21 protein-coding genes are annotated in these 23,511 nt (G+C 72.3%); 14 read left to right on the top strand and 7 right to left on the bottom strand.

The window, feature by feature from the left end; translation table 11 throughout:
* Positions 1-18: 18 nt before the first annotated feature.
* From ACFY9V_RS12545 to ACFY9V_RS12515, 7 genes are all read left to right on the top strand, one after another.
* Positions 19-1,080: a Gfo/Idh/MocA family oxidoreductase gene (locus ACFY9V_RS12545; RefSeq protein WP_391048358.1), complete on the top strand. Its 1,062-nt coding sequence runs from the start codon at positions 19-21 to the stop codon at positions 1,078-1,080.
* Positions 1,077-1,838, top strand: coding sequence for a GntR family transcriptional regulator (locus tag ACFY9V_RS12540; RefSeq protein WP_355333197.1), 762 nt, complete (start codon positions 1,077-1,079; stop codon positions 1,836-1,838). The genes ACFY9V_RS12545 and ACFY9V_RS12540 overlap by 4 nt, the downstream gene beginning before the upstream one ends.
* A 151-nt stretch (positions 1,839-1,989) precedes the next feature.
* A complete protein-coding gene (locus tag ACFY9V_RS12535) occupies positions 1,990-4,161 on the top strand; it encodes a primary-amine oxidase (protein WP_391161152.1) in 2,172 nt (723 codons plus the stop codon).
* Positions 4,158-4,910 (top strand): TIM barrel protein, encoded by a 753-nt coding sequence (locus ACFY9V_RS12530; RefSeq protein ID WP_355333193.1) that lies wholly within the window; start codon positions 4,158-4,160, stop codon positions 4,908-4,910. Before ACFY9V_RS12535 ends, ACFY9V_RS12530 begins: the two co-directional genes overlap by 4 nt.
* Positions 4,907-6,034 carry a Gfo/Idh/MocA family oxidoreductase gene (locus ACFY9V_RS12525; RefSeq protein ID WP_391161150.1) on the top strand — a complete coding sequence of 376 codons (1,128 nt, stop codon included), beginning with the start codon at positions 4,907-4,909 and terminating at the stop codon, positions 6,032-6,034. Before ACFY9V_RS12530 ends, ACFY9V_RS12525 begins: the two co-directional genes overlap by 4 nt.
* The gene (locus ACFY9V_RS12520; protein WP_391161149.1) at positions 6,031-7,053 is read left to right on the top strand and encodes an SIS domain-containing protein; all 1,023 of its coding nucleotides are present in this window, start codon (positions 6,031-6,033) and stop codon (positions 7,051-7,053) included. Before ACFY9V_RS12525 ends, ACFY9V_RS12520 begins: the two co-directional genes overlap by 4 nt.
* Entirely contained in the window at positions 7,050-7,952 is a 903-nt protein-coding gene (locus ACFY9V_RS12515; protein WP_355333187.1) for a BadF/BadG/BcrA/BcrD ATPase family protein, read from the top strand. Before ACFY9V_RS12520 ends, ACFY9V_RS12515 begins: the two co-directional genes overlap by 4 nt.
* A gap of 85 nt (positions 7,953-8,037) precedes the next feature.
* Here ACFY9V_RS12515 and ACFY9V_RS12510 read toward each other — a convergent pair whose 3' ends face one another.
* Positions 8,038-10,056 (bottom strand): NPCBM/NEW2 domain-containing protein, encoded by a 2,019-nt coding sequence (locus ACFY9V_RS12510; protein ID WP_391161144.1) that lies wholly within the window; start codon positions 10,054-10,056, stop codon positions 8,038-8,040.
* 451 nt (positions 10,057-10,507) lie between these two features.
* Between ACFY9V_RS12510 and ACFY9V_RS12505 the strand changes: the two genes are divergently transcribed.
* Positions 10,508-11,965, top strand: coding sequence for a UbiD family decarboxylase (locus ACFY9V_RS12505; protein ID WP_391161141.1), 1,458 nt, complete (start codon positions 10,508-10,510; stop codon positions 11,963-11,965).
* A 158-nt stretch (positions 11,966-12,123) separates the two neighbouring features.
* Here ACFY9V_RS12505 and ACFY9V_RS12500 read toward each other — a convergent pair whose 3' ends face one another.
* Entirely contained in the window at positions 12,124-12,885 is a 762-nt protein-coding gene (locus ACFY9V_RS12500) for an FCD domain-containing protein (protein ID WP_391161138.1), read from the bottom strand.
* 88 nt (positions 12,886-12,973) lie between these two features.
* Between ACFY9V_RS12500 and ACFY9V_RS12495 the strand changes: the two genes are divergently transcribed.
* Positions 12,974-13,216: a hypothetical protein gene (locus ACFY9V_RS12495; protein ID WP_391161136.1), complete on the top strand. Its 243-nt coding sequence runs from the start codon at positions 12,974-12,976 to the stop codon at positions 13,214-13,216.
* A 64-nt stretch (positions 13,217-13,280) separates the two neighbouring features.
* On the opposite strand, the gene ACFY9V_RS12490 is transcribed toward ACFY9V_RS12495, so the two are convergent.
* Entirely contained in the window at positions 13,281-14,804 is a 1,524-nt protein-coding gene (locus ACFY9V_RS12490; protein ID WP_391161388.1) for an FAD-dependent oxidoreductase, read from the bottom strand.
* Positions 14,805-15,202: 398 nt separating this feature from the next.
* Between ACFY9V_RS12490 and ACFY9V_RS12485 the strand changes: the two genes are divergently transcribed.
* Complete coding sequence (locus ACFY9V_RS12485) at positions 15,203-17,053, top strand: arabinofuranosidase catalytic domain-containing protein (protein WP_391161134.1); 1,851 nt, start codon at positions 15,203-15,205, stop codon at positions 17,051-17,053.
* Between the two features lie 66 nt (positions 17,054-17,119).
* Here ACFY9V_RS12485 and ACFY9V_RS12480 read toward each other — a convergent pair whose 3' ends face one another.
* Complete coding sequence (locus tag ACFY9V_RS12480; protein ID WP_355333594.1) at positions 17,120-18,373, bottom strand: MFS transporter; 1,254 nt, start codon at positions 18,371-18,373, stop codon at positions 17,120-17,122.
* A 729-nt stretch (positions 18,374-19,102) separates the two neighbouring features.
* Here ACFY9V_RS12480 and ACFY9V_RS12475 point away from each other — a divergent pair.
* Both ACFY9V_RS12475 and ACFY9V_RS12470 read left to right on the top strand, forming a co-directional pair.
* Positions 19,103-19,588, top strand: a complete 486-nt coding sequence (locus ACFY9V_RS12475; protein ID WP_391129492.1) for a TrkA C-terminal domain-containing protein — start codon at positions 19,103-19,105, stop codon at positions 19,586-19,588.
* A gap of 6 nt (positions 19,589-19,594) precedes the next feature.
* Positions 19,595-20,884, top strand: coding sequence for a cation:proton antiporter (locus ACFY9V_RS12470; RefSeq protein ID WP_355333171.1), 1,290 nt, complete (start codon positions 19,595-19,597; stop codon positions 20,882-20,884).
* A gap of 33 nt (positions 20,885-20,917) precedes the next feature.
* On the opposite strand, the gene ACFY9V_RS12465 is transcribed toward ACFY9V_RS12470, so the two are convergent.
* Positions 20,918-21,316, bottom strand: a complete 399-nt coding sequence (locus tag ACFY9V_RS12465; RefSeq protein ID WP_188283553.1) for a metalloregulator ArsR/SmtB family transcription factor — start codon at positions 21,314-21,316, stop codon at positions 20,918-20,920.
* A gap of 147 nt (positions 21,317-21,463) precedes the next feature.
* Here ACFY9V_RS12465 and ACFY9V_RS12460 point away from each other — a divergent pair, with 147 nt between their 5' ends.
* Complete coding sequence (locus ACFY9V_RS12460; RefSeq protein WP_391161132.1) at positions 21,464-22,234, top strand: hypothetical protein; 771 nt, start codon at positions 21,464-21,466, stop codon at positions 22,232-22,234.
* 42 nt (positions 22,235-22,276) lie between these two features.
* Here the strand turns inward: ACFY9V_RS12460 and ACFY9V_RS12455 are convergent, their stop codons facing one another.
* Positions 22,277-22,714, bottom strand: coding sequence for a Sec-independent protein translocase TatB (locus tag ACFY9V_RS12455; protein ID WP_391161130.1), 438 nt, complete (start codon positions 22,712-22,714; stop codon positions 22,277-22,279).
* A 180-nt stretch (positions 22,715-22,894) separates the two neighbouring features.
* Here ACFY9V_RS12455 and tatA point away from each other — a divergent pair, with 180 nt between their 5' ends.
* Positions 22,895-23,173 (top strand): Sec-independent protein translocase subunit TatA, encoded by a 279-nt coding sequence (gene tatA / locus ACFY9V_RS12450; RefSeq protein ID WP_391161128.1) that lies wholly within the window; start codon positions 22,895-22,897, stop codon positions 23,171-23,173.
* A gap of 62 nt (positions 23,174-23,235) precedes the next feature.
* Here the strand turns inward: tatA and ACFY9V_RS12445 are convergent, their stop codons facing one another.
* Entirely contained in the window at positions 23,236-23,487 is a 252-nt protein-coding gene (locus ACFY9V_RS12445; protein ID WP_391048328.1) for a hypothetical protein, read from the bottom strand.
* Between the last annotated feature and the right edge of the window lie 24 nt (positions 23,488-23,511).

Genomic DNA, 23,511 nt, shown 5'->3' with positions numbered 1-23,511 from the left:
TGCTATCATGGGGCGAGAATGACGAGGGAAGAGGAACGCGTGATCGGCGTCGGGCTCATCGGTTCCGGATTCATCGGCGACACCTACGCGGACGCTCTCCAGGACGTACGGAACGCGGCGCTCGTCGCCGCCTGTTCGCGCGACCTCGCACGCGCACAGGCGCTGGCCGCCAAGTGGGCGCCGGACGCGACCTGTTACGACGACATGGCGGCGCTGTGCGCGGACCCGGACGTCGACCTCGTCGTGGTCGCCGTGCCCAACGAGGCACACCTGGACGCGGTACGGGCGGTCGCCGCCGCGGGCAAGGGCGTGGTCTGCACCAAGCCGTTGGCCCGCGACGGCGACGAGGCCGCCGAGATCCTGCGGGTGGTCCGCGAGGCCGGGATCTGGCACGGCTACGCCGAGAGTTCGGTCTTCTCGCCGAACATCGCCAAGGCGCACGAGATGGTCGCCGCGGGCGCCATCGGCGACCTGCTGACCCTGCGCGCCCGCGAGGCGCACTCCGGGCCGCACGCCCCGCACTTCTGGGACGCGCGGACCGCGGGCGGCGGCGCCCTGCTCGACATGGGCTGCCACACCGTGGAGTCCGCCCGGCACTTCTTCGGCAAGGACAACCCCGTCACCGAGGTCTTCGCCTGGGGCGCCACCCTCGCCCACGCCGACCGCACCACCGGCGAGGACACCGCCGTCGCGCTGCTGAAATTCGCCGGCGGCCAGCTCGCCACCGTCGAGTCCTCGTGGATCGAGAAGGGCGGCATGCAACTGCGCCACGAACTGGTCGGCAGCGCGGGCCGGTTGGTCACCGACACCTCGGCGACCCCGGTGTGGGGCTTCATCGAGAACCCCGCGGGCTACCTGGTGGAGAAGGCCGACGCCGACACCGGCTGGGTCCACCCGGTGCCCGAGGAGGCCCGTGCCTACGGCTTCAGCCAGGAGATGCGGCACTTCGTGGACCGCTTCGCCCGCGGCGAGACCCCGCTGGAGACCTTCGAGGACGGCCATGTCGTCAACCGCGTCCTCGACGCCTGCTACGCCTCCATGCGCTCGGGCACATGGGAGAAGGTCCAGGTCCCGGCATGAGCACGCAGCACACGGCGCCCCGGGCGCTCACCACGCACTACCCGGAGCCGCTGTGGCTCCAGGCCAAGGCCGCGCTCCAGGAACGGATCGCCGCGGGCGAGGTCGAGCCCGGCTCACGGCTGCCGCCCGAGCGCGAACTGTGCCAGATGCTCGCCATCTCCCGCGTGACCCTGCGCAAGGCGCTCACCGCGCTGGTCGAGGAGGGCGTGCTGCGCCCGGCGCACGGCCGCGGCTGGTACGTCGGCGTGCCCGAGCGCAAGGAGTGGCCCAACACCCTGGAGTCGTTCACCGAGACGGCCCGCCGGATGGGCCTGGTGCCGACCTCGCGGGTGCTCCGCCGCGAACTGGGCACCTCGACCTTCGACGAGGCCGAGGCGTTCCAGATCGCGCCGGGCACCCCGCTCTACCGCGTCGACCGGGTGCGCATGCTCGACGGTGTGCCGATCGCGGTGGACGAGTCCTTCGTCCCCGCCGACATCGCCGTCGGCTTCGACGAGGTCGACTTCACCGACCACTCGCTCTACGACACCATCGCGGGGCTCGGCTTCCAGCTCGACCGGGCCGACACGACGATCGAGGCGCGTCCGGCCGACGACGTACTGGCCGGACACCTCGCCATCGCCGCGGGCACGCCAGTGCTGGAGATGCGGCAGATCGTCCGCGACCGGAGCCAGCGCCCGCTGCTCTCCTCGGCGATCCGGTACGCGGGCGACCGCTACCGGCTGCGGACCTCCTTCGCGCGCGGCAACGCGACATGAGCCGTCACCCGAAGGCCGCCGCCACGGCGCGCTCCCGTACGGTTCCGGCCCGCCGCCCGGGGGTCGCGGCAGCCGCCCCGGCCCGCCGCCCGCGCGCCGCCTCCCTCGCCCCGACCCGCCGCCCGGACCCACTCGCAGATGCGGAGACCTCGTGACCCCGACCCCGCCTGAACCGTCCGTCATAGCCGGGGCCGTCCCGGGAGCCCGCGCCGACGCGCTCGCCGGGTCCCCCGCCGGGGCTCTCGCGGGGGCCCTCGCCTCACCGCGGCCGGCGGAGATCACCGCGACCACCGCGCTGCTGCGGCGCGAAGGGCTCCTCGGCCCCGACACCCATGTCGCGTACCTCGGCCTGGCCGAACAGGACAAGCGCGAACTGCTCGCGGGCGACGTGGCCCCCCGCCGCTTCCGCGTGATGCTCATCGACATGCGCACCGGGGTCTCGTACCACACCGTCGTCTGCCCCGAGCAGGACCGGGTCGTGACCGCCAGGGAACTGGACGTCGCCACCGACGGCCATGTCCCCGTCGTCCTGGCCGAGTTCCCGCTGGTCGAGGAGATCGTGCACCGCGACGAGCGCTGGCTCGCCGCCATGCGCAAGCGCGGCCTGACCGACCTCACGCAGCTCCGGGTCAATCCGCTGTCGGCCGGGGTGCCGGGCGAGGGCGAGACCGGCCGCCGCCTCCAGCGCTGCTTCACCTTCGTGCAGAAGACCCCCGACGACCTCGGGTGGGCGCACCCGGTGGACGGCGTCACCGCGATCGTGGACGTCGTGACCCGCGAAGTCCTCGATGTCCAGGACCACATGGACCTGCCGGTGCCGCGCGAGGACGGCAATTTCCACGACCCCGCGTGGGTCGGGCAGCAGCCGCGCGCGGGACTGAAGCCCATCGAGATCACCCAGCCCGAGGGCCCCAGCTTCACCGTCGACGACGACGGCGTCCTGCACTGGCTCGGCTGGTCCCTCCAGATCGGCTTCGACCAGCGCGAGGGCCTGGTCCTGCACAACGTTGCCATCGAGGACGCGGGCGTGCCGCGCCCCGTGCTCTACCGCGCCTCCATCGCGGAGATGATGGTCCCCTACGGCGACCCGAGCCCGCAGCGCTGGTTCCAGAACTTCTTCGACTGCGGCGAATACCTGCTCGGCGGCTTCGCCAACTCCCTTGAACCGGGCTGCGACTGCGTCGGCGACATCACCTACCTGGACGCCGTGCTCGCCGACAGCGCGGGCGAGGTCCGGGTCGTCCCGCAGGCCATCTGCGTCCACGAGGAGGACACCGGCATCCTCTGGAAGCACTACGACAACTGGACCGGCTCGTCCGACTCACGCCGCAACCGCCGCCTGGTCGTCTCCTTCTTCGTCACCGTCGGCAACTACGACTACGGCTTCTACTGGTACTTCTCGCTCGACGGCGCGATCGAGCTGGAGGTCAAGGCGACCGGTGTCGTCTTCACCTCGGCCTACCAGGGCCCCGGCCACCCCTTCGCCTCGGAACTCGCCCCCGGCCTCGGCGCCCCCTACCACCAGCACCTGTTCAGCGCCCGGCTGGACATGACGGTCGACGGTACGGACAACGCCGTGGACGAGGTCGAGGCCGCCCTCGTCCCGCGCGGACCCGCCAACCCCACCGGCACCGGCTTCACCCAGTCCGTCACCCGGCTGCGCACCGAGGCGGGCGCGCAGCGGCTCGCCGACAACACCCGCAACCGCTCCTGGCTGATCACCAACCCCTCGGTGACCAACCGGCTCGGCAACCCGGTCGGCTGGATGCTGCACCCCGAGGGCCTTCCCGTGCTGCTCGCCGACGAGGAGTCGGACATCCACCGGCGGGCCACGTACGCCACCAAGCACCTGTGGGTGACGCCGTACGCGCCGGACGAGAACTATCCGGCGGGCGACCTGGTGAACATGCACACCGGCGGCGCGGGGCTGCCCGCCTGGACCGCCGCCGACCGGGACGTGGACGGCACCGACATCGTGCTGTGGCACACCTTCGGGCTCACCCACTTCCCGCGCCCCGAGGACTGGCCGGTCATGCCGGTCGACTCGGCCGGCTTCGTCCTCAAGCCGTACGGGTTCTTCGGCCGCAATCCCACCCTCGACATCCCGCCGTCGAGCGGCGACCACTGCCACCCGGCCGGAACCCACGGCGCGGGCCACAACGGCCACGAGGGCCATGACGGTCACCAGGGCCACGAGGGCCATGACGGTCACCGGGGCCACGACGACCGGGACGGCCGGGGCGAAGACCACGACCACGGCCGCCACGACCACACCCACCAACACCAGCAGCAGCACGACGATCACGGAAAGGCCGGAGCATGACGGCAGAGCACCCGCTGGGCATCCAGCTCTACAGCGTGCGTGACGACCTCGGGCCCGACCGGCTCGACGGCACGCTCGCGCGCCTGGCGGCGCTGGGCTTCACACACGCCGAGCCGTACGACATCCTCACCGACCCGGCCGGGCTCGCCGCCGCCCTGCGCGACAGCGGCCTGCACGCGGCCACCGCGCACTCCTCCGTACTGCGCCACGACACCGCCGAAATCGTGGACGCCGCGGTCGAGTCGGGCATCGGCACGGTGATCACCCCGTGGGTCGCCCCCGACAGCGTCGCCGACCGCGCCGGGGTCCAGCGGCTCGCCGACACGCTCAACGCGGCGGCCGAGCAGGCCGCCGCGCGCGGTGTGCGGATCGGCTACCACAACCACGACTTCGAGTTCGCGCAGCGCGTGGACGGCGTCCCCGCCTACGAGGTGCTGGCCGGACTCCTCGACCCGGCCGTCGTCCTGGAACTGGACGTCTACTGGGCCGGGGTCGGCGGCGCCGACGTCTTCGAGCTGCTGCCCCGGCTCGGCGACCGGGTCAGGCTGCTGCACGTCGTACGGGACCGCGAGCCGGGCAACGACCGGCCGGTGCTCGGCGTCGACGCCACCGACCGGATGGCCGAGGTCGTGGCGCTGGCGGCCCCCGTACTCGAACTGCCGGTCGTCGAGGTCGTCGCCCACCACAGCGACGTATGGCCGCTGGTGGAGCGCAACGCCGCCTACTTCCGCGAGCTGGTGACCGCGTGAGCGCGCACGGGGCACCGACCCGCGTCGCGGTGGTCGGCGCGGGCAACATCTCCGACGAGTACCTGCGCTCGCTGACCTCCTACCCCGACCTCGCCGTCACGGCCGTCGCGGACCTCGACCCCGCGCGGGCCAGGGCGCAGGCCGACGCGTACGGCGTCCCGGTGTCCGGCACGACGGCCGAGGTGCTGCGCCGCGACGACGTCGACCTCGTGGTCAACCTGACCGTCCCCGCCGCGCACGACGAGGTCGCGCTCGCCGCGATCGAGGCGGGCAAGCACGTGTGGGGCGAGAAGCCGCTCACGCTGGACCGCGACAGCGCCCGCGCCGTCCTGGACGCCGCGAGCGCCGCCGGGGTCGCGGTGGGCAACGCGCCCGACACGATCCTGGGCCCCGGCATCCAGACCGCCGCGCGGCTGCTCGCGGACGGCGCGGTCGGCCCGGCGCGGACCGTACTGACCCTGATGCAGGGCCCGGGACCCGACGCCTGGCACCCCGGGCCGGGGTTCCTCTTCGCCAAGGGCGCGGGCCCGCTCTTCGACATCGGCCCCTACTACCTCACCGCGCTCGTCCAACTCCTCGGCCCGGTCGCCTCGGTGACCGCCGCGGGGCACCGGCCGCGCGCGGAGCGCACCGTCGGCTCCGGACCGGACGCGGGCACCCGCTTCCCCGTCGAGGTGGACACGCACCTCAGCGTCCTCACCACCTTCGCGTCCGGGGTGGTCGGCACGTCCGTCTACAGCTTCGACTCGCCGGTACGCCGCCAGTTGTTCGAAGTGACCGGCGCGGACGGGGTGCTGGAGGTCCCGGTCAGCGGATTCGACGGCCCCACACGGCTGTTGACCGACATCACCCCCGAGGCGCCGTGGCGGACCGTCCCCGCGACCGGCGCCCCGGCCGGGCGGGGCGTGGGCGTCCTGGAGATGGCCCGCGCGATCCGGGCGGGCCGACCACCGCGCGCCGGCGGCGAACTGGCCTACCACGTACTCGACGTCATGCTCGCGATCGAGGAGTCCGCCGACCTCGGCGCGCCGGTACGGATCGACAGCACCGCGCCGCCTGTCCCACCGATCCCGCCGCACTGGGATCCGACCACCCGGACGTCCGAAGGAACGGAGCAGAAATGACCGACGGCTACATCGCCTACTCGGCGGCCCGCGCGACCCAGGCGGAGGCCCTCGCCACGGCGGTCACCCGGCTGACCGGCGCGGTCACGGCGTCGGCGGCGGAGGGCCGGCTGGCGGGGCCGGGACCGGTCTTCGTCGGCATCGGCGCCAGCCTGGCCGCCGCGTGCGCGCCGGTCTGGGCGCTGCGCAGCCGCGGTGTCCACTCCTGGCGGCTCGGCGCGGGCGACCACCCGCTGCCCTTCCCCGCCAGCGCCCACCCGGTGGTCGGCGTCTCGCAGAGCGGACGCAGCGCGGAGACGCTCGCCGTGCTGGACTCCGTCGACCCGGCGCGACGGTTCGCGGTGGTCAACGTCGTGCCGTCGCCGATCGCGGACCTCGCCAGCGGTGTGCTCGGCCTCGGCAGCATCCCCGACAGCTACGCGTCCACCATCGGCTACACCGCGACCGTCGCCGCGCTCGGCCTCCTCGCCGACGCCTGGGACGGCGGCCGGATCGACGACGGCTGGGCCCGCCTCGGCGAGGTCTTCGCCCGCACCGAGCGCGTCCTGACACCCCAACTGCGCGCGCTGGCACCGCTGTTCGCGTCCGCGACCTCCGCGGACTTCGTCGGCACCGGACCCGCGGTCGGCTCGGCGGAGGCGAGCGCCCTGCTCTTCCGCGAGGTCGCCAGGATTCCGTCGACCGGCATGAGCACCCGGCAGTATCTGCACGGCTCGATGGAGTCGGCGGGCGGCGGGGTGCACGTCATCTTCGGCGACACCCGCGAACTCGCCGTCGCCGAGACCCTGGCGTACTCCGGCCACCGGGTCGTCCTCGTCACCAGCGAGCCCGTCCAGGGCGGCCCGCTGCTGCACCCCGTCACCGTGCCGCGCCTCCCGGCCGCGCAGCGTGCGATCATCGAAATCCTGGTCGCACAGATCCTCGTCGAAGCGGTCGCCGAGGTCAGGGGAGTTGAGATCGAGGAATTCGTGTTCCACAACTCCGACATCAAGGTCGCGGCCGAACGGCCGGGCGTATGAAGGTCGTTGTCGGCGCCGACGTGGGCGGCACCAAACTCGCCGTCCGCGTCGCGCCGTTGGCCGACCCGGCGGCGTCGCCGCGCGCCGACCGCACGCTGCCGGCCGACGGCTGGGAGGCGGCGCCGGTCGACACCGCCGCGCGCTGGCTGCTGGAACGGCTGACGGGCGCGGTGCCCGAGGGCGACGAGATCGCCGCCGTCGGGATCGGCGCGCAGGGCTGCGACACCCAGCGGCACTGCGCGCACCTGGCGGCTGCCGTCGAAGCCCTCGGCGTACCCGCCGTCGTCGTCAACGACGCGGCGCTGCTGGTGCCCGCGGCCGGTCTCGACACCGGCATCGGCGTCATCGCGGGCACCGGCTCGATCGGCGTCGGCGCCGACGCCGCGGGCGAGGTGCTCTTCGCGGGCGGCTGGGGCTGGGTGCTGGGCGACGAGGGCGGCGCGCCCGCGATCGTCAGGGACGCCGTCAGATCGGCGCTGGCCGCGTACGACGCCGGGCGGGCCGACGACGGACTGCTCGCGGCGCTGCTGGACCACTTCGGCGACCCGGACCCGCAGACGCTGGCCCGTACCGTCAACGACGAACCCACGCCCGGCAATTGGGGACCGGCCGCGCCCGCCGTCTTCCGTGCCGCCGACGCGGGCTCCGCGCTCGCCGCCGCGGTGGTCGAGGAGGCGGGCCGGCAGTTGGCGCTGCTGGTGACCCGGCTCGTCGGCCGGGGCGCCGTCGGGGACACGGTGGTGGCCGCGGGCAGCGTCGTCGTGCGCCAGCCGCGGCTCGCCGACGCCTTCCGCGCCCGGCTCGCCGCCGCGCACCCCTCGCTGACCCTGCGCCTGCTGGACGTTCCCCCGGTGGCGGGCGCGGTGGCGCTGGCCCGGGCCCGGCACCGCACGGGCTGACATGGGCCGGGGCGACACGGGCTGACATGGGCCGGGGCGGCGGCGCGTGGGAGGGATACGCGCCGCCGCCCCGGCTCGTGGGCGGTCAGGAGCAGATGAGCTTCGCGTCCGCCCAGTCCGCGTGGTCGCTGTCGTTGCCGTCGCCGCCGTCGTCCACGACGAGCCGCACATTCTGCGCGCCGGTCACGTCGGCCGTGAGCGCCTTGCCGCCCATGGCGTTGGTGACCACGCCGCTGTCGGCGACCGTCGTGCCGTCCGCGACGACCGTGAAGCGGACGGTGCCCTTGCCGTTCTTCTCGTCGTCCACGCCGACCGTCGCCGTCACCGTGGAGCAGACGCCGCCGAGGTAGTAGGCGATGTCGCTCGGCGCGTGCACCCCGAGGCCCTTGGCGTAGACGGTGCCGCCGAGCGTGATCGGACTGCCGTCGTCCGCGCCGGTCTCACCGTTGCTGCGGTCGCGTTCGACCGGCCCCCACCCGTTGCTCGACGTCGTCCAGGGCAGGTCGCTGAGGTAGCTGGTCCCCGCGGGCGGCGGCACCTTGACGGCGACGCTGCCGACCAACGGCACCGTGACGGTACGGCCGTTGACCAGATCGCGGTAGCTGACCGTGCCGGTGACCGGATACGCGCCCGGTCGCGCGTCGGCGGGCACGGTGACCGTCCACGGTGTGGTGAGGGTCCGGCCGCCGGGCAGCAGCAGGCTGCCGGTGGCGCCGGTCGCGCGGACCGTCCAGCCGTCGGGGCCGGTCAGCCGCACCTTCACCGTCGCGGCGGGCAGCGAGCCGAGGTCGGTGGCGTACGTGGACACGGTCGCGCTGTGGCCCGGCTCGATGTGGTCGGGTCCGGTGACCCCGGTGTCGAACAGCGGCGGCGCGAGGACCGCGCGCGGGTCGGTGCCGACCCGCAGCAGGACGGTGCCGTGCGCGGGCACGGTCGCGGACAGGCCGCCCGCGCTCTGGTAGTCGGTGTGCGACCACAGGTCGCGCACCGAGTAGTTGCCGCGCTTGGGCAGTCCCGCGGCCCGCGCGGTGGTGGAGATCCGCTGCGCCTGGTCGCCCGAGTTGAACAGGGCCACCGCCCGCTCGCCGCCTGCCAGCTTCTTGCTGAGCACGTACCGGCCGCCGTCGGAGGAGACCACGGCGGCCTGGCTGCCGAGCGGGTCCTGGTCGAGGGCGATGACGTCCTTGTTGCCGAGGATCGACAGGGTCTGCGGGGTCGCCTTGCGCAGGTCGGTGCCGATCAGCAGCGGCGAGTTCATCATCGACCAGAGCGAGAAGTGCGTGCGGTACTCGGTGTCGGTCATGCCGCCGTTGCCGACCTCCAGCATGTCGGGGTCGTTCCAGCGGCCGGGGCCCGCGTACGGCGCCAGCGGCATGTTGTCCTCGGCGATGGACAGCATGCTCGTCCAGTTGTCGCTGATGTCGCCCGTGGTGCGCCACGAGTTGCCGACGTCACCGGCCCACTCCCACGGGTTCTGCACGCCCCACTCGCACAGCGAGTACACGATCGGGCGGCCGGTGGCGGCCAGCGCGTCGCGCATCGCGGTGTACCGCCTGACGTAGTCCTCGCGGGTGCCGTCGCTGGTGTTGTTGCAGTTGTCGTACTTGAGGTAGTCCACACCCCAGTCCGCGAAGGTCCGCGCGTCCGTGGTCTCGTGGCCGAGGCTGCCCGGGTACCCGGCGCAGGTCGCCGTGCCCGCGTCCTCGTAGATGCCGAGCTTGAGTCCCTTGCCGTGCACGTAGTCGGCGGTGCCCTTGATGCCGTCGGGGAACTTCACCGGGTCGGGGACCAGGCGGCCGTCGGCGTCGCGGGTGTGCGTCATCCAGCAGTCGTCGATGTTGACGTAGGTGTATCCGGCGCTCTTCAGACCGGAGCTGACCAGGTAGTCGGCGGTCTGCTCGATCAGGGCCTGGCTGACGTCGCAGCCGAAGGCGTTCCAGTCGTTGAAGCCCATCGGGGGCGTACGGGCGAGGCTGTTGTCGAGTGCGGCGGCGGGGGTGGCGGTGACCACCGCACCGGCCGTGACGGCCGCGCCCGCGAGGGCGCCGCCCCACAGGGTGCAGGCGGTGGCGCAGGCGAGCAGCCTGCGGACGAGTCGTGGCATGGAGAATCCTCTGCTCGCGGGGTGGGCGAGGCGGACCGGAGGTCCGCGGATGCGCGCCGTGGGACTGATCGTGTGCGGATCGCTGGCATTTCGACGCTTTGACTCAACGGAACTGAACAGAGTCGAGCAAATTTCTTCGCGGCGACACGTTAGGAGCCGTGCGGGGCCATGACAAGACTTCGGTCAGATTCACCAGAAGTGTCGACACTCAACGGCGCAGGGGTGCGGTCGCTGGCCCCTGGACAGGGGGTATCCCCCCTGCTTCAATCGGGTCCCGTGGTCGAGTGTCGACACTTCAGGGGAAATGCGGTGCTCGCTCACCTCGACGAGGAGGGACCCGGGCATCCGCGGGCGCAGCGGCACCGGCGACGTACAACTCGCGGACTACTCTTGCGGCTTCTTCGACCTTCATCGCGTCGCGACACACATGAGAGAACGGGAGGCGAGTGGCGTGAGGTCTCTCGACGACGTCAATGACCTGCGGACCTGGCTCGAACTGGCCGGGGAACTCGGTGAGGTCCGCACCCTCTCCGGCGCGCACTGGGACAAGGAGATCGGCGCCGCGTCCGAGGTCAACTACAAACGCCCCTCGCCGCCCGCGCTGCTCTTCGACGACATCGAGGGCTACCGGCCCGGCCGGCGAGTGCTCACCGCCAGCATGGCCAACGCCCGCAGGCTCGGCATGACCCTGCGGCTCGGCACCGACCTGGACGACCGCGGTCTGGTCGAGGCGCTGCGCACCCGACCCAACGAGTGGGTGGAGAACGCCGGGAAGTACCCCGTCGAGGCCGTCGACCGGGGCCCCGTCACCGAGAACGTGATCACCGCGGCCGACGCCGACCTGCTCGCCTTCCCCGTGCCGAAATGGCACGAGAACGACGGCGGCCGGTACATCGGCACCGGCTGCGCCGTCTTCACCACCGACCCGGCCACCGGCGTCCTCAACGCGGGCGCGTACCGCATGCAGGTGCAGAACGGCGGGCGGGCGGCGAGCATCAACATGGAGGCGGGCAAGCACGGCGCCGCGCACGTCCGCGAGTGGTTCGCCCGCGAGGGCCGGGCGCCGGTCACCGCCTCGCTCGGCCACGACCCGCTGCTGCTGGTCGTCGCGGGCACCGAGGTGCCCACAGGACTGTCGGAACTGGAGTACGCCGGGGCCGTGTTGGGCCGCCCCGTCGAGGTGATCCGCGGCGAGGTCACCGGGCTGCCGATCCCCGCGACCGCCGAAATAGCCGTCGAGGGCTGGCTGTATCCCGAACGCCGGGAGCAGGAAGGGCCGTTCGGCGAGTGGACCGGCTACTACAGCGGCGGCACCGAGGCCGTGCTCACCATGGACGTCGAGCGGATCTACCACCGCCACGACCCGATCCTGCTCGGCGCCCCTCCCGGCAAGCCGCCGCACGACTACTCCTACATGCGCAGCGTGATGAAGTCCGCGATGATCCAGGACGCGCTGGTGCGGTCAGGACTGCCCGGCGTCGAGGGCGTCTGGGCCCACGAGGTCGGCGGCGGACGGCAGTTGCTCGCGGTGTCGATCCACCAGAACTACGCGGGTCACGCCCGGCAGGCGGGCTACCTCACCTCGCAGCTCCCGCAGGCCGCGTACATGAACAAATTCGTGGTCGTCGTGGACGCCGACGTCGACCCGCGCAGCCTCAACGACGTGATGTGGGCGGTCTGCACCCGCACCGACCCCGCCGACGACATCGAGACGATGCGGCAGACGTGGGGGAGCAGGGTCGACCCGCTGCGCGCACCCGGCCTGCCGCCGTTCAACACCCGCGCCGTGATCGACGCCTGCCGCCCCTGGACCCGGCTCAAGGACTTCCCGCGGGTCGCGGAGGCCAGCAGGGAACTGGTCGACCACGTGATACGCCGCTGGCCGGACATCCTGGGCGGTGCCAGGTGACAGCCCGGTCCTGGACAGGATCGCCGACGAGATCGCGGCGGCCGCCGCCCCGAAGCGGTCGCCCTCCACCGGGCCCGCACCGCGGCGGACGCCCCCGGCGGGGCCGCGCGGTCCAGGAGCGCCCACGACGCGCAGGCCCGCTGACGTCGACCGGCGGGTCAGTCCGGGGAGCCCGTCCACCCCGAGCGCTCCACCGCCGCCAGACCGCGCAGAACGATGGACCGTGTGAGCGCGACGGCCAGTTCCGCCTCGCCGTCGGCGTACGCGCGGACCAGCCTGCGGTGGTCCTCCACCGACGTGTCGAGGCGGCCCGGCAGGGAGAGGCTGAGGTGACGCAGATGCAGGGTCCTGATGCCGACCGAGTCGAGGACGGCGCGCACGGTCTCGTTCCCGGCCAGCCGCGCCTCGGTGTTGCGGAAGTCCACGATCAGCCAGAAGTACCGCTCCAGGTCCCCGGCCGCCGCGGCCTCCTCGAGACGGGCCTGAACGCCGTCGAAGACCTCGATCTCACCGGCCGTGCGGTGGGCGATGATCCGGCGGCTCACCAGCCCGTACAGCTCGGACCGCAGCTCGTAGATCTCCCGGACCTCGGTGAGGCCCAGGCGGCGCACGCGGGGGCGCTTGCGGGCCGCGATCTCGACCAGGCCCTCGCGCTCCAGGGTCAGCAACGCCTCGCGCACCGGAGTCCGGCTGCTGCTGAACTGCCGGGCGAGGTCGACGGAGTTGAGGTCGTCGCCCGGCTTCAGCCGGCCCTCGATGATCGCGCTGCCGACCGAGACCAGGATGCGGGCCGCCACGCTGTCCAGGTCCTCCGACCGGCGCAGCACCCGCAGGATCTCCCGCTCACCGGCCGTCAGCGGCGGTCCGGACGCACGCGGGGCGTCCCGGCCCTCCCCGTTGACCGCCATCGCGTCACCCACCGCCTCTCCGCTCACGGCCGCCCGCCCACGCCCGCGGGTTCTCCCGGCACTTCGCGGGCCCTCCTCGCGACTCATGGAAGGGTCTGTCATGGATCACCACATCACACCACGGGTGGCACGGGGCGTCGGAATCACCGGAGCCGGCGGCACGCCGTACGCCGCGGCCGTCATCCGCGGGCCGCTCGACGCGGGTGAGGCCGTCGACCTCGGGGCCCGCACCCCGGAGGAGACGGCGGTGCCCGTGGCCGCCGGGTTCGTCACGTGCCGTTGGGGCGGTACGGGGTTGCCGCTGACCGGGCTGAGCGGTGACATCCACCGCCCCGCGGCCTGAGACCGGCCCCGGCCCCCGTACCCCTCCCGTACCGCCCCCGTCGGCTCGCGGCCGACCCGGTGCGTCAGGCCAGGACCCGCCGGTGCAGCGCCGTCACCGCCTTGCGCGCGGAGGTGAAGGCGCCGTGCTGCCAGGCGTCCATGTAGCTGAGCCAGTCACCGGCGAAGTACACATGCCCGGTCGGCTCGTTGAGCGGCTGGTAGCGGGCGGCGTCCGGTCCGCCGGGCGTGCTGTGCCAGGCGGCCTCCTGGTACGGGAACTGCCGCCAGTGGTGCGAGAAGGACGTGGCCAGCTCCGTACGGTACTTCTCGCCGTAGATCTTCACGCCCGCGGCGACCGCCCGCGCCTCGCGGGCCTTGGGGCTCAGCGCCGCGTAGGAGTCGGCCTTGGAACCGGTGTTGTAGTAGCCGATCAGCAGACCGCGCCTGCCGTGGAAGCCGTAGGACGGGTGCCAGATGTGGGTGACGTCGAGGTCGGTCTCGGTGATCCCGCCGTAGATCCGGTGGTCGGTCTCCCACCAGCGCGAGGCGTACTCCAGGCCGATCTTGCCCGCCGAGGACGGGGTGATGGCCTCAAGTGCCGACTGGACGCCCGCGCCCAGATTGTGCGGCACCTTGGCGAGGATGTTCGGCGGCATGGCGGCGACGCAGAAGTCCGCGTCGACCGTCCGCGTCCTGCCGCCCTGGGTGTACGTGACGGTGACGCCGTGCGCGGTGTCGGTGACCTTCGTGACCGCGCAGCCCGTCCGCACCCTGCGCGTGCCGACCGCGGCGGCCAGCGCGTGGGGTATCCGGTCCATGCCGCCGACCGGCTGGAACATCAGCATCGCCTGGTCGAACTCGAACTCGAAGGCGAAGTAGCGGCCGACGCCGGTCGCGAAGATCTCGGAGGCGGTCGGCACGCCGCCCGCCACCACGCCCGGTGTGCCCGCGGCGCCCGGCCAGGCCGAGTAGCCGCGCCGCGAACCGCCGCTGTAGTCGAGGGTGTTGCCGAGCGCGCCGTAGTCCTTGAGGAATTCGACCAGCTTCTCCTGGTCGGCGGCGGTCAGGTCCTTGTCCAGCGCGCCCTGGTCGGTGGCCTTGGCCAGCAACTCGCTGACGTAGCCCAGCACATCGGCCTTGGCGCTGCGGTAACGCATGGGCTCGGTCATTCCGGCCGACTCGTTGTAGAGGTAGGTGTCGGCGTTGACGTTGGTGAACACCTCGATGGGCACGCCGAGTTCACGGCAGTAGTCGAGCGTGACCATCCACTGGGCGATCCGCGCGGGACCGGCGTTCATGTACTGGCCGTCGGAGAAGCGGGCGGTCTGCCGGTTGCCGTACAGGTCGGTGGTGGTGTCGCCGCCGCGTACGGTGAAGTTGCGGCCGCCGGGCCGGTCGCGGGCCTCCAGGACCGTACAGTCGTAGCCCGCCTTGCCCAGTTCGTAGGCGGTCGTCAGTCCGGCGATGCCGCCGCCGAGCACGACGACCTTGGCGGCGGCGCGGCCGGTGAGGTGGAAGTCGCCCGGCCGCGGCGCGCGGTACGGCGCCCCGCGCGTGGCCGCCTCCGCGCTGGGCGCCAGACCCAGCGCACCCATCGTGGCCAGCATCGCTCCCGCGCCGCCGGTGGCCCCGACGGCGCGCAGGAAGTCACGGCGATTGAACGGTGTCATCTGTCATGTCCCCTTTCGCTCATGGCGCGGGGAACTCTCGCAGCGGCGTGTTACACCACGTCAGTTGACTTGTGTCACAGAGGTAATGCACTCCTCGCCGGGCCACAGATTCGGACAGGTCGTGCCCGGCCGAAGCCAAAGAAAGCAACAAATATTGACGGGGTCGAACAGGGGGCGTACTTTCCGAGCCGGTCGACCCCGCGTGTCCTTCACGTCCCTCCCGCACCCGTCACGTCCCCCAGGCGATCGATCCGGGCCCCCACGCCCGGCTCGGGCCGCCCGTCCCCGCAGGCACCGCTCGTCTCCGCTCCACCCCCCACCCCTAGGAGCACCGCATGCGCAAAAGGAGATACACCGCCCGCTGGAAAGCCCTGCTGACCTCGGTCGTGGCCACCCTCGGCCTGGTCTTCAGCGCCTTCATCAGCCTGCCGGGCACCGCGCAGGCCGCCGGTTCGCTGCCCTGTGACCTCTACGGCGCGGCGGGCACCCCCTGCGTCGCCGCGCACAGCACCACCCGCGCCCTGTTCTCCGCGTACAACGGCCCGCTGTACCAGGTCACGCGCGCCTCGGACGGCGGCAGGGCCGACATCGGGCTGCTGGCCACGGGCGGTTACGCCAACGCCGAGCAGCAGGACGTCTTCTGTGCCAACACCACCTGCCGCATCTCCAAGGTCTACGACCAGACCTCGCGCCACAACGACCTGCTGCCGGGCCCCGCGGGCACGGCAGGCGGCGTGGACCGCGGGGCGGACGCGAGCGAGATCGCCGTGCACGCGGGCGGCCACAAGGTGTACGGCATCTGGATCTCGCCGGGCGTCGGCTACCGCTACACCGGCGCGGCCTCCGGCGTCCCCGTCAACGGCCAGCCCGAGGGCGTCTACATGGTCGCCAGCGGCACCCACGTCGGCTCCGACTGCTGCTTCGACTACGGCAACGCCGAGAGCACGCCGTCCGACACCGGCAACGGCCACATGGACGCCGTGAGCATCGCCACCACCTGCTACTTCGCGCCGTGCAACGGCTCGGGCCCCTGGGTCGAGGCCGACATGGAGAACGGCATGTTCCAGGGCGACAACGGCTCCAACACGGCCAACGCGGGCAACAAGAGCGCCTACGTCACGGCGGTGCTGAAGAACAACGGGCAGACGACGTACGCCATCAAGGGCGGCGACTCCCAATCGGGGGGCCTGTCGACCTGGTGGAACGGGTCGCTGCCGACACGGGGCGGCTACAAACCGATGCACCAGGAAGGCGGCATCATCCTGGGCACCGGCGGTGACAACAGCAACCGCAACATGGGCACCTTCTTCGAGGGCGTGATGGTCGCCGGTTATCCGACCGACGCCGCCGAGAACGCCGTCCAGGCGAACATCGTCTCCGTCGGCTACTCGGGCCAGACCAATGTGCCCAACGGCCCGCAGGGCACGATCACCGGCCCCGGCGGCAAGTGCGTGGACGTCGCCGCCGACGACACCGGGGTCAACGGCGCGGCCGTGCAGCTCTGGGACTGCCAGACGTACGCCGAGGACCAGCACTGGACGCACAACGCCGACAACTCGCTGAGCACGATCGGCCGTTGCCTGGACATCAACGGCAACGGCACGGCGAACAACACGCAGGTCGAGCTGTGGGACTGCAACGGCGTCGGCGGCCAGAAGTGGATCCAGCGCTCCGACGGCTCGCTGTTCAACCCGCAGTCGGGCCGCTGTCTCGACTCGCCGAGCGGCGCCACCGGGAACGGCACCCGCCTCCAGATCTACGACTGCAACGGCAGCGCGGCGCAGAAATTCGCCGTCAAGGGCGGCGCCCCGGTGCCCGCGCCCGCCGGGAAGTGCGTGGACGTCGCCGCCGACGACACGGGCGTCAACGGCACCGCCGTGCAGCTCTGGGACTGCCAGTCCTGGGCCGCCGACCAGCACTGGTACCACAACGCCAACGGCTCGCTGAGCACGATCGGCCGTTGCCTGGACATCAACGGCAACGGCACGGCGAACAACACGCAGGTCGAGCTGTGGGACTGCAACGGCGTCGGCGGCCAGGTCTGGCAGCAGCAGGCCGACGGCTCGCTGCTCAACCCGCAGTCGGGCCGCTGCCTCGACGACCCCAACAGCGCAGGCGCCAACGGCACCCGGCTCCAGATCTACGACTGCAACGGCAGCGCCGCGCAGAAGTTCACCCTCAACTGACAGAGCGCGCAACGCACGTGTGACCGAGGTGGCGCGGGCCCGGTGCCCGCGCCACCTCCGTCGCGCTCACGTCCGGGCCGACGCGTCCGCCGCTCCGCGGACGGGGAGCGTACGGCCCAGCCGGGCGAGCGGGGACAGGGAGATCACCAGCGGGGAGAGCAGCATGCCCGCCGCCGCCACCAGGAAGCCGGTGCGCAGACCGCACTGCGCCGCGAGGAGACCGCCGAGCAGCGAGCCGAGCGGGGCCGTCCCCATGCCGACGAAGCCGATCGTCGCCGCCGCGCGGCCCTGCATCTCGTCCGGAGTGACGGTCTGCCGCACCGCCATCAGCGTCACACTGACCAGCTGACCGCACGCGCCGAACGTCAGGTTGACCGCCACGAGCGCCGGAACGGTCAGCGCGCCGCCGCCGTGCAGCGCGGGTACGCCGATCATCACGCTGTCGCCGAGCACGGCCGCGCACGCGAGCACCGGGCCGTGGCCGAACCGGCCCGGCAGCCGGGCCGCCAGCAGCGAACCCACCAGCGCGCCGGGCCCCGTCGCCGCGAGCACCAGCCCGACGACAGCGCCCGACAGGCCCAACTCCCTGGGCAGGAACAGCAGATAGACGGTCATCGTCGCCGCGAAGGCGCACTGGAAGGCGGCGGAGGCGAGGCACACCGCCCGCAACGACGGTTCACCGACGACGAATCCGACCCCCTCGCGAATCCGCCGCCGGACAGCGGGCGTACGTCCCGAGCGCCGAGGCACCGCCTCGCCGCGCCGAATCCGCCGGATCGACACGAACGACAGCGCGAAGAACAGCGCGCTGGACGCGAGCGCGACCGCCGCCGACAGCAGCGACACCAGCACACCGCCGAGCGCCGGGCCGCCGATCTGCGCCGCCGACCTGCTGCCTTCGAGCGCGCTGTTGGCGCTGACCAGTTGGTCGCGGTCCAACAGCCGTACGACAGACGCCTGATACGCCACGTCGAAGAAGACCGACAGCGCCCCGACGCCGAACGCGGCCACCAGCAGCACCGGCAGACCGAGCCCGCCGAGCAGGCACGCCACGGCCACCGCCCCCAGCGCCAGCGCCCGCCCGCAGTCCGCCGCCACCATGACCGTACGGGTCCGCCATCCGTCCACCCACGCCCCGACGAACAGCGACAGCAGCGGTATCGGCGCCTGCCCCACCGCCCGCAGCACCCCGACCTCACCGCCGTCGGCGCCCAGCAGCAGCACCGCGATCAGCGGCAGGACCACCGCGCTCCCGTGCTCCCCGAGCTGCGAGACCGTCTGCCCCACCCATAACCAGCGGAAATCCCGGTCCCGCCACAGCCCTGGCGGTCCCGGCGATCGCGGCGGCCCCTGCGGCCCCTGCGACCCGGGCGTCTCCGGAGCCGCGGGCGGCTCGGCGGCCTTCGCGGGAACGCCTCCGTCGTCAGCGCGCGCCGGAACGGCCGACCACCCCTTCGTCTCCTCGGAACCGCTCAGTCATGGGCCCCGGGGACCCTAGCCCCCGGGCGGCGAAGGGCGCACCCGAATTGTTGGCGGGGCCGGCCGGACCCGGCGTACCGGCAGGTCGGGGCGCGTCGCGGCGGTCCGACCCGCCCTGTGACGCCCAGGTGAATTCCCGGCCATGAGAGATCCGCATGGGGTGTTATATCCACTCATGTGGGATTTGCGGCATTTATTATGCGCTAGAGTCTTGACCAGCGCTTTACATATGTCGCAGAGGTGAGCCGAGGAGGATACGTCATGGAACGGGATGTCCTCGTCGTAGGCGCATCCGCGACCATGTCGGAAGTCCTCCCCACGGCATCGCCGTATTTTCCCCGGGTCGCGCGTGTCGAGAACGCGCCTCGGGACGCCGTACCTGATACGGACCCCCTTTCCGCGCCTTACTGCTGACAGCGTCCGGCTCCCACGCCGGGCGCTGTGGCAGGAGCGCTGCGGCACGCCACCGCATAACGCGCGTCGTCACCCGGCACAGAACTCTGCCGGGTGACGCGCATGCTGGCGTCCGCGACCGGCACTCACGCACCCGCGTCCCGATGGAGCACGTTCATGGAACCAACCGCCCGCGCCCGAAAGACCCCGCTGCCGGGAGTCGGGGCCCGCTATGACATGACGACCGAGTCCGGCCGCCACCTGTCGGTGGTCGTGCACCAGGACGGCAGGCGGTTCCTGGCGTTCCATGACCCCGAGGACGACGACGCCTGCAAGGACGCGACCGCGCTCGCGCCCCACGAGGCGACCGCGCTGGCCGACCTGCTGACCCCCGACCCCGTCGGCCACCTGCAACAACACCTTGAGATCGACCTGGTCACCGAACACATCACCGTGAGCAAACGCTCGCCGTACGCGGGCCGCACGCTCGGCGACACGCAGGTACGCACCCGTACCGGCGCCTCGATCGTCGCCGTGCTCCGCCGCACCTCCGCCGTGCCCTCGCCCACCCCCGACTTCCGCTTCGCCGTCGGCGACACCCTCGTGGTCGTCGGCACCCGCGAAGGCGTCGGCGCCGTCGCCGAACTGATCACAGGAGGATAGAAACCTGTGCACAACACGACCGACATGCTCATCGAACTCGGAGCGATCATCCTCGCCCTGGGCATCCTCGGCCGCCTCGCGGGACGCGTCGGCTTCTCGCCGATCCCGCTCTACCTGCTCGCGGGACTCGCCTTCGGCAAAGGCGGACTGATCCCGCTCCAGGCCAGCGAGGAATTCGTCGCGACCGGCGCCGAGATCGGTGTCGTATTGCTGCTTCTCCTCCTGGGTCTGGAATACAGCGCCTCGGAACTCGTCACCAACCTCAAGACCCAATATCCGTCCGGCGCGGTCGACTTCGTCCTCAACGCATTGCCGGGCGCCGCCGCCGCGATCCTCCTCGGCTGGGGTCCGGTCGCGGCCGTCGCGCTGGCGGGCGTGACGTGGATCTCCTCGTCGGGTGTGATCGCGAAGGTCCTCGGGGACCTCGGCCGTCTCGGCAACCGTGAGACCCCGCTCATTCTGGGTGTGCTGGTCCTCGAAGACCTCTCGATGGCGGTCTATCTGCCGATCCTGAGCGCCCTGCTGGCGGGCGTGAGCCTGGCGGGCGGCACCCTCACTCTGCTGATCTCGCTCGGCACGGTCGGGATCGTCCTGTACGTGGCGCTGCGCCACGGGCGGCTGATCAGCCGCGCCGTCTCCTCCGACAATCCCGAGATGCTGCTGCTGGTCGTGCTCGGCCTGACGCTGCTGGTGGCCGGTGTCGCCCAGCAGCTCCAGGTGTCCGCCGCCGTCGGCGCGTTCCTGGTCGGCATCGCGCTCTCCGGTGAGGTCGCCGAAGGCGCCCGCAATCTCCTGACCCCGCTGCGGGACCTGTTCGCGGCGGTCTTCTTCGTCTTCTTCGGCCTGAGCACCATCCCCGCCGACATCCCGCCGGTCCTGGTCCCCGCGCTGATCCTGGCCGTCGTCACGACCCTCACCAAGATCGCCACCGGCTGGTACGCGGCGCGCAGGGCCGGAATCCGGCCCGCCGGACGGTGGCGGGCGGGCGGCACGCTGGTCGCGCGCGGCGAGTTCTCCATCGTCATCGCGGGACTCGCGGTCGGTGTCGAGCCCCGGATCGGGCCGCTGGCCACCGCGTATGTGCTGATCCTGGTCGTCCTCGGCCCGCTCACCGCCCGCTGGACCGAGCCCATCGCCCGCAAACTCACCGGGGCCATCCGCCGCCCGGAACCCGCGCCCGCCGCTCCCGCGGTCGAGTTGGTCAAGTCGGTGGAGCCGGTCGAGTCGGTCGAGCCGGTCGAGCCGGTGGAGATCGACGTGGACGCGGATGCCGATCCGGCGCCCAGCCGTACGTGACCTCCGCGCGGCAGGGGGCCGGGGCGTGGCCTGTCAGGCCCCCAGCCCGCGGACGTCACGCGAGGGGGCGGAGCGGCGGTCGAGCTGACTGACCATCACCCGCACCACCGTGACGACATCGGGATCGTCCACCAGATAGACCTGCCGTCGGCCCTCGCGCCGTGAGTGCACGAGCCCGGCGAGCTTGAGCTTGGCCAGGTGCTGGCTGACCGCGGGCAGGGTCGCGCCGACCCGCTCGGCCAGCCCCGTGACGTCGCAGTCGCCCTCGGACAGGATCCAGACGATCTGGAGTCGCATGGTCGACGCCAGCAAGCCGAAGGAAGCGGCGGCGTTCTGGAACAACTCCGGGCTGGGGTCGCCGAACTCCGCGGCAGACCTCGTCACGTGAACCTCCCTGACCGCAGCGGCTTTTCCGAGCACCAGAGTACGCATGCGGCGCCCGCGGTCCGCGCCGCTGGCATGATACTCTCAGTCAGTTGCGTAATTATGCAATCATGCAACTGGGAAGATTATCCTGATGCGTACGCGCGGGCAGACAAGGTGACGTGCCGCGCGTCGACACACGCCGGGGCGGGGATGATGGACAGCGGCAAGCGGCCGGACGACATCTACCGGGCTGACTTCGCCCAGGTTCTCGATCAGGCGCTGCGCGGCGAGCGCGTCCGGCTCGCGCTCCGCGCCCTGCCGGGCGCGCCCAACACCGAGCAGTTGCGGACGGCCGCCCTGGCCGACGCCGACGCCATCGGTGCCACCGCGGCGCCCGAGTACGAGCGGTACACCGGCCTGCGCGCGCACTCCCGCGGCCGCGTCCGCCCGGTCGTGCGCGCGGTCGGCGGCCCCGGCGTCCTCGCCACCCTGGCCGTCCTGGTCCCGATGCTGAGCGGTATCGCGGCGGCGATCTTCCTGGTGCTGGGGTACGGGATCAGGGCCGTCGCGAGCGGCGCGGGAATCAGCGCCCCGCTGATCGACATCGGCTTCCTGTGCGCGGCGGTCTTCGGCGTCAGCCTGCTGATCGGTCTGGCCGGACTGGCGCTGACCGCCCGGCGCGACGGCGCGGTCACGCGCGAGAGCCGGGACGTGGCCGAGGCCCACGAGGCATGGCGGCAGGCGCTGCTGGTGCGGGGCGTACTGCCGTATCTGCTCGACCGGTTGGCGCGCGAGGCGGGGGCCGCCGCTCCCCGCGCGGTCGGCCCGCCGCCGGTCGGCGTCGACCTGGTACGCCAACGGCCGCGCCTGGGCTACAGCAGCCCGGGCTTCAGCTCGGGCGACGGCGTGAGTCTGGTGCGACAGCCGCCCCGGCTCGGCTACAGCAGCCCCGGCTTCAGCAGCCCGAACGACGGCGAGCGGTGACAACGGCCTGACCCGCCAAGGCGCTTGATCCCGGCGCCCGTCCTACGTGGCCTCGGTGTCGTACGCGACGGGCTGGTACGCGACCGGCTCGGACCCGTCGGCCGCCCGCGCGGCGACCGGCGCGGCGGACGGCTTCGTGAGGTCCACGCCGTCGCTGAGCGTCCGCGCCGCCTCGCGCAACTCCTCGGCCTCGCCGTCCAGTCGCAGGCTGTCGCGGATCTCGCGTAGGCCGAGCGCGTCGTCGTCGCCGAGCAGATTCTTGGCGATGAACGTCCGCGGGTTCAGGTCCTCGAACTCGAAGTCCTTGAACTCCGGGCCGAGTTCGCGCCGCACATCCTCCTTGGCGTCGTCCGCGAAGGAGCGTACCGCGCGGATGAGGTCTCTCGCCCGCGTGATCATGTCGGGCAGTTTGTCGCCGAAGACCAGCGTGGCCAGGACGAGCAGTGTCAGCAGCTTGAGCGGGCCGATGTCGAAGATCACCTTCGGTCACCTCCGAGAAGGGTGCGCGCACGGGCGGGGACGGTCCGGACGGGGGCCCGTGCGGGCATTGCGCCTCGGTACCGCTACTCTCATAATTGCGCAATGTAGCAACTGTTGAGTCCGGGCGGCACATCGCCGTCCGGCGACGGCGGACCGACGCGTGTGGAAGCGGAGACGTTGATGCTCAGAAACGGACTGGAGCCCTGGCACCTGCTGGTGGTGGCGCTCGTGGTCATCGTGCTGTTCGGCTCCAAGCGGCTGCCGGACTCCGCGCGGGCGCTGGGCAAGTCGCTCCGCATCCTCAAGAGCGAGACCAAGGCGTTGAAGGACGAGCCCGGTCCCGGCACGGCGACGGCCGGGGCGAGCGCGGACCCCGCGGTCCGTACGGTCAAGTCCGCGCCCGGCGAGACCGTCGGCGCGCGCCCTGTGCGCGAACCCGAACGCGCGCCGCGAGACTGACTGACCTCCCTCCCGCGGCGCGCCGCGGGCCCGCGTGATCCGGGGCGCGGGCCCGTACGACATCAGGGGCTGGCGTGGTCCCAGCCGTAGCGCAGTGGCTGACCGTGCTTGAGGCGGTAGACGTACAGCGCCTCGACGCGCAGCCCCCGCCCGTCGCCGTCGGCCTCGTCCTCCGCCTGGCATCCGGATGTGACTTGGAGCACGCGGGGCGGGCCTGTCACCCGTACCCGCATGCCGTCCGCCGGGCCTCCGTCGAGATGCGCCCACTCCCAGGCCACAGGTGTCCTTCCGGTTCGTCGTAGCGTTTCTGGCATAGCAGACACTTTAAAGGTTGCGTA

The organism is Streptomyces sp. NPDC008317, assembly GCF_042955955.1.
In the GTDB taxonomy this organism is placed as follows: Bacteria; Actinomycetota; Actinomycetes; order Streptomycetales; family Streptomycetaceae; genus Actinacidiphila.
The sequence above is the reverse complement of the archived record's forward strand: the minus strand, read 5'-3'. Positions and strand labels throughout refer to the sequence as shown.